Below are 11067 nucleotides of genomic sequence, written 5' to 3'. Positions count from 1 at the left end.
CGCCGGGGCAGGCGGCCACCGCCCGGCGCGGGTCGGCGGGATCGACGATCAGGCCGGCGGACGCCGCCTCGTCGCGCAAGCGCACCGCGCTCGCGTCGTCGCGGGCCGTCAGGGCGACGCCCCGGCCCGGCGTGAGGGCGAGGCGGCCGTCCCCGTAGCGCTCGCTCCACCCTGCGAGGCGGTCGAGAAGGGCGGCATCGCAGCGGCCGAAGGGCAGTTCGGCGAGGAGCGTGCGGCCGTGCAGGCCGGCGGGATGCACGATGCCGGCCGGCGGCGCATCGCCCCGTTCGAGGCCGTCGAGGAGGGTGCCGCGTGCCGCGTCGGGAAGCGCGCGCATCCGGCGGGCCCCCGAGGCGGCGAGGCCGTGCAGGAGCGTGCGCAGGGCGGCGAGCGCGGCGGGGGCCGGCATCGGCGCGAGCCAGAGTGGGGCGGCCGGGGTTGCGATGGCGAGCTGGAGCGCCGGAAGAAGCGTGTCTTCGGCGCTGTCCGACATCGCTCGCCGCCATGTGCGCGTCTCCTCTCCCCGCCCGCTGGGAGAGGAGAAAACTCGCGCCTGAGACGGCGACATCGAGGTGAGGGGGCACCTTTCGTCGAATGCCACCCGCACCCAGACATCCGCCTCGACCGGCCCGAGCCCGCCCGCCGCATCCTCCACCGCCACCAGGGTCTTTGCCGGCAGCCCCGCGATCTCCCGTCCGATCGCCTCCACGGCCGCGACCACGGCGAGGGCATCCGCCCCCGCAAGCGGCGCGTCGAGGGTCAGGCGCTGCGGTCCGCCGTCCTGGCGCGCGTCGCCGAGGCCTGCCGCTGCGAGAATCCCGACCACGCCTCCGTGGCTCTCCGCCGTCACGCCGCGGATCTGCAGGTTGCCCCGGGCCGTCACGTCGAGGAGGCCGTTCCCGCCCTCGCGGGCCGCACGGGCCGCCGCGCGAACCTGCACGGCCGAGAGCCGGCCGGAGACCGGGTGGAGGCGCACGAGGAGCCCGTCGCCGGTCGGCATCGGCCGGGCGAGGCCGGGGCACCAGCCGCGGCGGGGCGCCGGGTCCACGCTCATTCCGCGGCCTCGCGAGGCTCGAGGGCGGAAAGCGAGTTGCGCCGGCTCTGCCACAGGCCGCGGTCGCGCAGCTCGGCGAAGCGGGACCGGAGCGCCTCGGCGACGCCGGGATTCGCCGCCTCGATCGCTGCCAGCACCTCGGGGTCGCCGAGATAGGCGTCGTAGAGCCGGTCGATCTCGGCATCCGCCACCGCGTCCGTGGCCGCCGCCATGACGAAGACGGCGTCGAGCCCCTGGGCCAGTTCCTGCGCCCCGCGCCAGCCGTGGCGGAGCTGCGCGGCGATCCAGCGCGGATGGGTCAGCCGCCCGCGCACCAGGCGGGCGACGTCCTCGCGGGCGGTGCGGGCCTTCGGCGCCTCGGGCCGGCTGGTGTCGAGGCTGTAGAGCGCGGGCGCCGCCCCGAGCGAGGCCGCCGCGGCCGAGAAGCCGCCCATCGCGTCGGCGCCGGCATCGCCGTCGAGAAGGTCGCGCTCGGCGACGTCGAAGGCGTGCAGGTAGGCGTCCGCCGCCGCGACCCGGGCGGCGAAATCGGCATCCTCCGCTCCCGTCGCCTCCGCGGTGGCGTCGAGGTAGGCGCGGGCGAGGTCGCCGCGTCCGGACCACTCGCCGTCGAGGGCGAGCGACGCGGTGCCGGCGCCGTAGCGGCCGGGCGCGGCGCCGAAGACCCGTGCGGGCGCCTCGCCCCGGCGGCGGGCGGCCGCCAGCGGGTTGTCGGCATCCTCCTCCTCGCGCGACGCGACCGCCCGGGCGGCCCGGTCGAGGAGCGCCAGGGTGTCGGGAAAGGTGTCGCGGAAGGCGCCGGACACCCGCACCGTCACATCGATCCGCGGCCGGTCGAGAAGGGCGAGCGGCAGCACCTCGAATCCGGTCACCCGGGTCGAGGCGTGGTCCCAGGTCGGGCGTACGCCCATCAGCGCGAGCGCCTGCGCCACGTCCTCGCCGCCGGTGCGCAGAGTCGGAGAGGCCCACAGGTCCATGACGAGGCGGGCCGGGTACTCGCCCTCGTCCTGCAGGTAGCGCCGCACCACCTCGGCCGCGGCCTTGTCGCCGAGCATCGTGGCGGCCCTGGTCGGGAGGGCACGGGGATCGAGGGTCGCGAGGTTGCGCCCGGTGGGCAGCACGTCGGCCCGGCCGCGGGCCGGCGAGCCGGCGGGCCCCGGGGCTACGAAGCGGCCATCGAGGGCGGCGAGCAGCCCCGCCCGCTCCGCCGGCCCGCATTCGGCATGGGGTTCCGGTGCGGTCCCAAAGACGTGCAGCCCGTCGCGCATCGTCACCTCGGCGAGGTCGCACAGATGCGCGTCGAGGGCGGCCAGCGCGTCGGGCATCGGGGTGTCGCGGTCGATGCCGGCCGCTGCCAGCAGCCCCGCATCCCCGGCCCGCTCGAGGATGCCGCGGGCGATCAGGGCGGCGCGGCGCGGATCGAGCACGGTGGCGGCGGAGTATTCCTCCACCAGCTCGCGCAAGGTCGCGGCCTCCGGGTCGAGTCCGGCAGCGGCCGTCTCCGGCGGCAGGTGGCCGATCGTGACGGCGCCGATCCGGCGCTTGGCCGGCGCCGCCTCGCCCGGATCGTCGACGATGAACGGATAGACCACCGGCAGCGCCCCGACCGCGAGAGCCGGCCAGCAGGCGGGCGAGAGCGCCACCGCCTTGCCGGGCAGCCACTCGGTGGTGCCGTGGGTGCCGAGATGGATCAGGGCATCCGCCTCGCCGCGCAGCGCGAGATGGAACGCCAGGTAGGCGTGGCAGGGCACCGCGTCGGGGTCGTGGTAGCCGGCCTTGCGGTCGCCCTTGTGGCCGCGGTCGGGCTGGAGCGCCACCAGCACCCGGCCGGCCCGCACCGCCCGGAACCGGAAGGCGCCCTCCCGGACGCTCGCGTCGTCCGCAGGCATCCCCCATTCCGCGGCGAGCGCCGCGCGCGCCTCCGCCGGCAGCCGGGCGCGCCAGGCCTCGTAGGCGGCAAGCGGCACCGCGAGGTCCGGCGCATCCTCGGTGAGCCGGCGCATCAGGGCGTCGGCCTCGGGGATGTCCGTGACGGCGTAGCCCTCGCGGCGGAGCAGGTCGAGGATCGCCGTCGTGCTCGCGGGCGTGTCGAGCCCGACCGCGAATCCGGCCCTGCCACCCCGGGCCGGGTAATCGGACAGGACGAGGGCGAGGCGGCGCTCTCCCCGCGGGATGCCGGCGAGGCGGGCCCAGGCGGCGGCCCGGTCGGCCGTGGCGACAATGCCGGCGAAATCCGGCACCGCCCGGCGCTCGCGGAACCCCTCGACCTCCGGCGCCTCCTGCTTGTGGGAGATCGGGAAACCGGAGAGGCGCCCGTCGAATTCCGGCAGGGCGACCTGCATGGCGAGGTCGGCGGCGTTGAGCCCCCGGGCGGAGGCCGCCCAGGCGTCCCGGCCCGAGCCGACCGTGAAGGCCTGGACCACCGGGCAATCGGCGGCATCGAGGACGAAGCCGGCATCGTCCCGGGCCGAGAACGCGGTGGCGGCGACGATCACGGCGGGCCGGTGCCGGGCCACCGCCTCGCGCACGACCGCCACCGCCTCCGGGTCCTTCAGGCTCGCGACGGCGACGATGGCGGGGCTGAGCCCCCGCTCCCACAGGGCGGCGGCGAGTGCGGCAGCCGGCGCGGTATCGCCGCCGAGAATCGCCGAGCGATAGACCAGCACCAGGGCGCGGGGCAGGGGCGAGGCGGGGCCGAGCGCGTCGAGGGGGCCGCAGCCCGGGCACCAGGCGAATCCCCGCGGCAGGGCCCGGGGCGGCGTGGCGACGACCGGCCGGCCGAGCTCGGCGGCGATCCGGGTCAGGAGCCCGCGCAGGTTCTCGATCCCGCCGGCCCGGACGTAGCCGTCGAGGGCGTCGCGCAGCTCCGGCGCGACGGTCGAGATGGCGGCCAGCCGCGGATCGGGCCGGTCGCAGCCCGGCAGCACGACGAAGGGGATACCATGGGCCCGGCAGGTCTCGGCCAGCCGCTCGAGGCCGTAGCGCCAGTAATCCATCCCGCCGAGGCAGCGCACCAGCACGAAGCGCGCCCGGGCGATCACCGCGTCGGCGTAGAGGTCGACGGAGAGCGGGTGGCGCAGCTGCGCCATCTTGGCGAGCCGCAGGCTCGGCCAGTCGCCGGACAACGACGCGTAGGCGCCGGCGAGCCCGGCGAGGTCGGAATCGGTGAAGGACAGGGCGATGATGTCGCCGGGCGCCTGGCCCAGATCGATCGCCGCCTCGCCCTCGTCGAGGGAGACCGTATCGACGCGCAGCAGGTGCATCCTAGTCCCCGGTCCCAGAGACAAGGCGTGGCCGCGCCGGGAAGGCGATGCCGTCATAGACGTCCGCCAGCGCCAGGGTCATGCCGAACTCGGGCAGATCGATCGTCCCGTCGAGCCCCGTCACGAGGCGACGCTGCCAGACCCCGTCCGCATCCCGGTGCCACAGGGCGATCTCGGGCGCGTTCGGCTCGACCAGCAGGATCGCCGCGAGGCTCGGCAGCGTTTTGTACTCTTCCAGCTTGTCGAAGGCGTCGAAGTCGCGCGTGGAAGGCGACAGCACCTCGACGACGAGCCGCGGCTCGGCCGCGCTCAGCCCGTCCGGATCACGGGGCCCGCAATCGACGCCGAGATCGGGCCGGCGAATCTGGCCGGGCAGGGTCTCGACGCTGCCGTCGCCGGTGAAGGGTCGGCACGGCGTGCCGCGCAGGCGCGTGCGGAACTCCGCCACGAGGTTGACGACGATGTCGTCGTGAACGTTGCGGGCGCCCGCCATCAGGCGCACCGGCGCCCCCCCGACCAGCTCGTAGCGCTCGGGCTGCTGTTCCTGCCAGGAGAAGAACTCCTGCACGCTCCAAGGCCGCGGCGCCGGCTCCGACATGGGATGGCCCTCCGGGGCTGGGGGTTTCGACAGTCGAGGTTCGGCCTCATCCCGACGCCATGGCGTCAAGCATCCTGCTTCGAAAGTAAAGCGCGGGTCCCTCCTCTCACCGCGGGCGGGGAGAGGAGGGACCCGCACTTCTTCCCGACACGGACGGCCTGTCGCAGGCCGCGAGACCCGGTACGCCGGAACTGGCGTACCGATCCCTCAGCCCTTCAGCGCCGCCGTCACCGCCGCCTTGTCGAAGCCGGTGAGCCCGATCACCACCAGCGTGCCGTCGCGGTGCTCGGCCGGGCGCCAGGGGCGGTCATAATGGTGGGCGATGCGGCGGCCGACGCCCTGGACGACGAGGCGCATCGGCTTGTCGGCGACGGCGCAGAAGCCCTTGATGCGCAGCACGCCCGCGACCTCGGCGGCCTTGGCGACCCGGGCGGCGAGGTCCTCGGGCGAGCCGGCGGCAGCCACGGGGATCGCCACGCTCTCGAAGTCGTCGTGGTCGTGGTCCTCTTCCGTTTCGTGATGCGAGGGGCGGGCGGCGAGGTCGTCCTCGGCCGCGGCGTTGAGGCCCAGCAGCACGCGGGGATCGAGAGCGCCGTGGGCGGTCTCGACGAGCTTGACGGCGCGCGGCAGGTGCGCCTCGACCTCGGCGCGGACGCGCGCCCGCTCGCTCTCGTCGAGGAGGTCGGACTTGTTCATCACCACGAGGTCGGCGCAGAGGAGCTGGTCCTCGAACACCTCCTCGAGCGGGTTCTCGTGGTCGACGCTGGCATCGGCCGCGCGCTGCTCGGCCAGTGCCTCCGGATCGTCCGCGAAGGCGCCGGACGCCACCGCCGGGCCGTCCACCACCGCCACCACGCCGTCCACCGTGACCCGTGAGCGGATCGCCGGCCAGTTGAAGGCCTGGACGAGGGGCTTGGGCAGGGCGAGGCCCGAGGTCTCGATCAGGATGTGCTCGGGCGGCTCGGGCCGGTCGAGGAGCTTGTTGAGCGCCGGCACGAAATCGTCCGCGACGGTGCAGCAGATGCAGCCGTTCGGCAGCTCCACCACGGCATCGGCGTCGCAGCCCGGGATGCCGCATTCGGCGAGCAGGGACCCGTCGAAGCCGACATCGCCGAACTCGTTGACGATGATGGCGAGCCGCCGGCCGTCGTTGTGCTCGATCGCGTGGCGCACGAGTGTCGTCTTGCCGGCGCCGAGGAAGCCCGTGACGATGGTGCAGGGGATCTTGTTGAGGATGGTCATGCGTTCACCGGCGCGGGAGGGATGCGGGCGACGACACCCTTGCGGAACTCCTGCGGACGCTCGCGCCAGGGCACGATGCCGTCCGGCGTCCCGGCATAGAGGCCGATGCCGTCGAGGATGACCTCGGCGGAGGCCGCCGGGTCGAGGTCGCCGTAGACGTAGGTCCAGCGGCCGGGGCTCGCGACCGCGACCGTGCAGGACCGCTTGCAGACCGAGAGGCACTCCACCGGCTCGATCGTCACCGGCGCGCCCGGCCGGGCGGCCAGCGCGGCGGCCAGCGCCTCGTGCAGGCGGGCCCCGGCGCGGGGGCCGTCGGCCGGATCGGCCGCGTCGCGGCAGGTGGTGCAGACATAGAGGACGCAGATATCGGGGGAGATGGGATCGCTCACGCCGCCACCCCGCCGCGGACGGAATCTCTCGTCCGTCCCGCCACCGCCCCCCAGGCCCAGCCGAAGGCGAGGCCGAGCACCGCCCAGAAGGTGAAGCCGATGGCGAGCGACCGGGCGGCGAACTGCGCCGCGAAGACCGGCGGCATGGCGGAGATTTCTTCCGGCCCGTGCGGCGCGCCCCAGACATGCGGCGCGACGAGGAGGGCGAGGCCGACCGCGATCGCCGCCGGGCCGCGGCGGACCGCGATCAGGTAGAGGCCGATACCCGTGGCGAGGGCGGTCGCCACCCACCAAAGCTGGCGCGATTCGAGGCCCGCCGCGGCGATGCCGGGCAGTTCCGGCGGCAGCCCGATCGCGGGAGCGAGGCCGGCGGCCAGGAAGCCGCCAATGCCGAACTTGAGCGCTTCGCCCGGCGTCACGGTGCGGCCGGTCGCGACCAGGACGGCGCCGAGCAGCAAGGCGTAGCCGACGCCGCTCACCAGGGTGGCGAGCGCCGTGAAGGCGAGGCGCGGCAGGCCGGGGGCGGGCTGCCATTGCGGCTCGCCGCCATGGTCGTGGCCGGCATGGTCGTGTCCGGCATGGGCCAGCACGATCAGCGGGTTGGACAAGGCCCTGCCGGCGAAGGCCGGCCCGGCGATCTTGGCCGTCTCGTACTTCTCCGCCGCCAAGATCAGCGGCGAGGTGAGGGCGAATTGCAGCACGGACGCCACGCAGGCGGCCAGGAAGCCGGCGACCAGGGCCGCGGCGAGCAGTCGTTTCATCATCGAGGGATCACCTGCACGACCAACGGGAAACGGGCCCGCACCCCGTGAAGGGCGCAGGCCGCGCAGCCGCGTTCGGTCAAGCCCTGGTCAGTGGCAGGGGAAGTTGGCGGAGTGGCGCCAGTCGTGCGCGGCGTTGTGCAGGGCGACCACGGGCGCGAAGCCCGAGACGAACAGCAGGCCGACGCCGAGGGTGGCGGCCAGGAGCACGGCGCTCAGGCGCTCGCCGACCAGGGCGGGGGAGAGGGTACGGGTGATCGCGACCATGACGAAGCTCCTGCCGCCCCACCGGCGGCGTCGAGAGGAAAGGATGACGGCAGGTCTCCTGGCTCGCGGGCTCTCAACACCGACCCACCGCCTTCCCGGATCGCTCCAGTGGCCGATGGCGGGCCGTAATCGTCCGCTCACAGTTGCGGGGGCAGCCGCGGCAGGCCGAGACGATCCCGGTTTCCGCGTTCCCTTTTCACCTCGTGATCGAGGCACCGTCTCCTCGACCCTAGCCGCTCGTCTGCGGGCTTGCAATCGCCGCGCCGTGCCCCGACACCCCCCATTCGATGGATTTCCACCCGACCCCCGCGCCCGAGGAGAGTTCCGTGCCGGACGAGACCCGCGCCGTGCCGCGCCTGACCCTGGTGCTGGGTGGCGCCCGCTCGGGCAAGAGCGCCCATGCCGAGGGGCTGGTCTCGGCGCAGGCCGGCCCTTGGCTCTACGTCGCGACGGCGCAAGGGTGGGATGACGAGATGCGCGAGCGCATCGCCCTCCACCGCGCCCGCCGGCCGCCGCCCTGGGAGACCGTGGATGCGCCCCGCGACCTCGCCGGGGCGATCCGCCGGGCGCCGCCGGGCCGGCCGGTGCTGGTCGACTGCCTGACGCTGTGGCTCACCAACGCGATGCTGGACGAGGAGGCCGACCTCGCCGCCGAGGTCGCGGACCTGCTCGCGGCCTGCGCCGCGGCGCCCGGACCCCTGGTGCTGGTCTCGAACGAGGTCGGCTTCGGCATCGTGCCCGAGAACGCGCTCGCCCGCCGGTTCCGCGACGAGGCCGGCCGCCTGCACCAGCGCTTGGCCGCGCTCGCCGACCGGGTGGTGCTGGTGGTGGCGGGCCTGCCCATGACGATCAAGGGAGAGACGCAATGAGCGACGACGAGGCGGCGCGCCACCGCGCCAAGATGGAGAAGCGCAAGGCGGTCCAGGACGCCGAGGTGGCCGAGAAGACGATCGAGAAGGGGTTGCTCATCGTCCATACCGGCCCCGGCAAGGGCAAGTCGACCGCGGCCTTCGGGCTGATGCTGCGGGCGCTCGGCCGCGGCTGGCGGGTCGGGGTGGTGCAGTACATCAAGGGCGCCTGGGAGACCGGCGAGCGCTTCGCCCTCGACCGCTTCGCCGACCAGGTCGAGTGGCACACGATGGGGGAGGGCTTCACCTGGGAGACGCAGGACCGCGACCGCGACGTCGCGGCCGCCCGCGCCGCCTGGGCGAGGACCGAGGCGCTGATGGCCGATCCGGCGATCCGGCTCCTCGTCCTCGACGAGCTCAACATCGCGCTGCGCTACGACTACCTGCCGCTCGCCGAGGTGGTGGAGGCCCTGAGCCGGCGCCGGCCCGACCTGCACGTCGTGGTCACCGGCCGCAACGCCAAGCCGGAGCTGATCGCCGCCGCCGACCTCGTGACCGAGATGGCGGTCGTCAAGCATCACTTCGCCGCCGGGGTGAAGGCGCAGGAGGGGATCGAGTTCTAACTGAATGGGGCCGATTGACGGTGCCGGCCGGCTGCGGCTACAGGCTCGGCCATGACCAGCGCCCTCCCGACCGGACTCTATCCCGCGCCGCATCCTTAAGCGGCGGAGTGCTCGTTATCTCTCAACCGCTGCGACGTGTCGGCGGTTGAGGCTTTTTTTCGAAAGTTCCAGGCCCGCCGACCTCGCCCACCGCCGAGGTCTCTCCCGTGCCGTTTCCCCTCGACACCCCCGTTTCGGTCGGCCTGATCGGCTTCGGCGCGTTCGGCCGCCTCGTCGCCGCGCATCTGGCGCCGCACGCCGACTTGCGCGTCCACGACCCGTTCGTGCCCTCGGGCGCGATCGCGGAATCCGGCGCCGCGCCCGCCACGCTCGCCGAGGCCGCCGCCTGCCCGGTGGTGATCCTGGCCACTCCCGTCTCGACTCTCGCCGCGGTGGTGGAGGGCGTGACCCCGCACCTGCGGCCGGGCGCTCTCGTCCTCGATGTCGGCTCGGTGAAGGTGCGCCCGGCCGAGATCATGCGGGCGGGGCTGCCGATCGACGTCGACATCGTCGCCACCCACCCGCTCTTCGGGCCGCAGAGCGCGCGCGACGGCCTGCGCGGGCTCAAGATCGCGGTCTGCCCGGTGCGGGGCGAGCAGGCGCGCCGGGTCGGCGCGTTCCTGCGCCGCGCCCTCGGCCTCACGGTGATCCTGACCACGCCGGAGGCGCATGACCGCGAGGCGGCGGCGGTGCAGGGCCTGACCCATCTCATCGCCAAGGTGCTGGTGGCGATGGAGCCGCTGCCGACCCGGATGACGACCCGCAGCTTCGACCTGGTGATGCAGGCGGTCGGGATGGTCCGGCACGACGCCCCGGAGGTCTACCACGCGATCGAGCGCGAGAACCCGTTCTCGGCCGAGGTGCGGCGGCGGTTCTTCGACCTGGCGGCGGGAATGAATGCGGAACTCGGCGAGGGAGACTCCCGCCGCGAGGCGTGAGCCGCCGACGCGAAAAAGCGGGACGCTCGCGCGCCCCGCTCCCGTCTCGCTCGCTCGACGTTCAGTTGCTCGCGAGGTGCGGCATCGGGTCGACCGGGGTCGCGCCCTTGCGGATCTCGAAGTGCAGCTGCGGCGAGGTCACGTTGCCGGACGCGCCGGACTTCGCGATGGTCTGGCCGCGCTTCACCTTCTCGCCCGGCCGCACGTCGATCTCGCCGTTATGGGCGTAGGCCGAGACGTAGCCGTTGGAGTGGCGCACCAGGACGAGCTTGCCGTAGCCCTTCACGTCGCTGCCGGCATAGGCCACGGTGCCCTCCTCGGCGGCCTTGACCGGGGTGCCTTCCGGCACCGCGATGTTGATGCCCTCATTGCCGCTCGAGCCGTAGCCGTTGATCACCCGGCCGCGGGCCGGCCAGCGGAAGGTCGATTGCGGCTCGGGCGCCGCCGGGGCGACCGCGGGCGCCGGCGCGGGCTCGGGCGCCTTCTCCGGCAGGGCCGCGACCTTCACGGGCTTGGCCGGCTCCGGCTTCGGCTCCGGCTTCACCTCGGCGACCTTCTTCGGCTCGGGCTTCTTCACCTCGGCCTTGGCCTCCACCGGCTTCGGCTCGGGCTTCTTGGCCTCGACCTTCGCCTCGACCTGCTTGGCCTCGACCTTCTTGGGCTCGGGCTTGTGCAGCTCGGCGACCTTCTTGACCTCGGGCTTCGCCTTCTCGGCGACCTTCTCGGGCTTGTGCTCGGCCTTCGGCTCCGGCTTCCGGGCCTCGACCTTGACGGCCTTCGGCTTGGCGGCGGTCCTGTCGTCCTCGTCGTCGTCCTGCTGGCGCGCGGCGACCTTGGCGGCGGCCTTCGCCTGCGCCTTGACGGCGACCCGCTCTTCTTCCTCGCGCGGCTCGGGCTTGCGCAGGTTGAGCTTGGCGGCGCGCTCGGCGGCGGCCGCGGGCACCGGCTTCGCCTCGGCCTGGCCGGGGCGGACGGGGGCCTTGCGGGCGGGCTCCGGCTCGCGGCGCGGGGGCTCGGCCCGGACCGGCTCGGGACGGGGCGCGAC

11 protein-coding genes and 1 riboswitch are annotated in these 11067 nt (G+C 74.3%); of the genes, 3 read left to right on the top strand and 8 right to left on the bottom strand.

Going from position 1 to position 11067, the window contains the following annotated elements:
- The 7 genes from HPY23_RS05855 to HPY23_RS05825 form a co-directional block, all read right to left on the bottom strand.
- On the bottom strand, window positions 1-1054 hold a 1054-nt coding region (locus HPY23_RS05855; RefSeq protein ID WP_200649573.1), incomplete at its 3' end, for a nitrite reductase.
- Window positions 1051-4317 carry a cobaltochelatase subunit CobN gene (gene cobN, locus HPY23_RS05850; RefSeq protein WP_091888679.1) on the bottom strand — a complete coding sequence of 1089 codons (3267 nt, stop codon included), beginning with the start codon at window positions 4315-4317 and terminating at the stop codon, window positions 1051-1053. The genes HPY23_RS05855 and cobN, both read right to left, overlap by 4 nt.
- Window position 4318: 1 nt before the next feature.
- On the bottom strand, window positions 4319-4915 hold the full coding sequence (locus HPY23_RS05845; RefSeq protein WP_091888681.1) for a Uma2 family endonuclease: 597 nt from the start codon (window positions 4913-4915) through the stop codon (window positions 4319-4321).
- 207 nt (window positions 4916-5122) lie between these two features.
- Window positions 5123-6157, bottom strand: a complete 1035-nt coding sequence (cobW, locus tag HPY23_RS05840) for a cobalamin biosynthesis protein CobW (RefSeq protein WP_091888683.1) — start codon at window positions 6155-6157, stop codon at window positions 5123-5125.
- On the bottom strand, window positions 6154-6546 hold the full coding sequence (locus tag HPY23_RS05835) for a DUF1636 family protein (protein WP_244533492.1): 393 nt from the start codon (window positions 6544-6546) through the stop codon (window positions 6154-6156). The genes cobW and HPY23_RS05835 overlap by 4 nt, the downstream gene beginning before the upstream one ends.
- Entirely contained in the window at window positions 6543-7310 is a 768-nt protein-coding gene (locus HPY23_RS05830) for a CbtA family protein (RefSeq protein ID WP_091888685.1), read from the bottom strand. The genes HPY23_RS05835 and HPY23_RS05830 overlap by 4 nt, the downstream gene beginning before the upstream one ends.
- 87 nt (window positions 7311-7397) lie before the next feature.
- The gene (locus tag HPY23_RS05825; RefSeq protein ID WP_060846550.1) at window positions 7398-7574 is read right to left on the bottom strand and encodes a CbtB domain-containing protein; all 177 of its coding nucleotides are present in this window, start codon (window positions 7572-7574) and stop codon (window positions 7398-7400) included.
- 31 nt (window positions 7575-7605) lie between these two features.
- Window positions 7606-7809: riboswitch (cobalamin riboswitch) on the bottom strand.
- A 121-nt stretch (window positions 7810-7930) separates the two neighbouring features.
- Between HPY23_RS05825 and cobU the strand changes: the two genes are divergently transcribed.
- The 3 genes from cobU (at window position 7931) to HPY23_RS05810 (ending at window position 10022) form a co-directional block, all read left to right on the top strand.
- Complete coding sequence (gene cobU, locus HPY23_RS05820) at window positions 7931-8443, top strand: bifunctional adenosylcobinamide kinase/adenosylcobinamide-phosphate guanylyltransferase (RefSeq protein WP_091888741.1); 513 nt, start codon at window positions 7931-7933, stop codon at window positions 8441-8443.
- A complete protein-coding gene (cobO, locus tag HPY23_RS05815; RefSeq protein WP_060846549.1) occupies window positions 8440-9045 on the top strand; it encodes a cob(I)yrinic acid a,c-diamide adenosyltransferase in 606 nt (201 codons plus the stop codon). Before cobU ends, cobO begins: the two co-directional genes overlap by 4 nt.
- Before the next feature lie 206 nt (window positions 9046-9251).
- A complete protein-coding gene (locus tag HPY23_RS05810; protein ID WP_091888687.1) occupies window positions 9252-10022 on the top strand; it encodes a prephenate dehydrogenase/arogenate dehydrogenase family protein in 771 nt (256 codons plus the stop codon).
- Between the two features lie 61 nt (window positions 10023-10083).
- Here the strand turns inward: HPY23_RS05810 and HPY23_RS32835 are convergent.
- Window positions 10084-11067 (bottom strand): M23 family metallopeptidase (locus HPY23_RS32835; RefSeq protein WP_236017631.1); only part of this gene is annotated, 984 nt, incomplete at its 5' end.

It is taken from the genome of Methylobacterium ajmalii, assembly GCF_016613415.1.
GTDB classification, from domain to species: Bacteria; Pseudomonadota; Alphaproteobacteria; order Rhizobiales; family Beijerinckiaceae; genus Methylobacterium; species Methylobacterium ajmalii.
Note: the sequence above shows the minus strand (reverse complement) of the source record. Positions and strands in the feature narration are given on the sequence as shown.

Bases quoted from the DNA above. Each gene is read 5' to 3' on its own strand.
- cobN (WP_091888679.1), bottom strand. From the start codon at position 4,317: ATGCACCTGCTGCGCGTCGATACGGTCTCCCTCGACGAGGGCGAGGCG.
- HPY23_RS05845 (WP_091888681.1), bottom strand. From the start codon at position 4,915: ATGTCGGAGCCGGCGCCGCGGCCTTGGAGCGTGCAGGAGTTCTTCTCC.
- cobW (WP_091888683.1), bottom strand. From the start codon at position 6,157: ATGACCATCCTCAACAAGATCCCCTGCACCATCGTCACGGGCTTCCTC.
- HPY23_RS05830 (WP_091888685.1), bottom strand. From the start codon at position 7,310: ATGATGAAACGACTGCTCGCCGCGGCCCTGGTCGCCGGCTTCCTGGCC.
- HPY23_RS05825 (WP_060846550.1), bottom strand. From the start codon at position 7,574: ATGGTCGCGATCACCCGTACCCTCTCCCCCGCCCTGGTCGGCGAGCGC.
- cobO (WP_060846549.1), top strand. From the start codon at position 8,440: ATGAGCGACGACGAGGCGGCGCGCCACCGCGCCAAGATGGAGAAGCGC.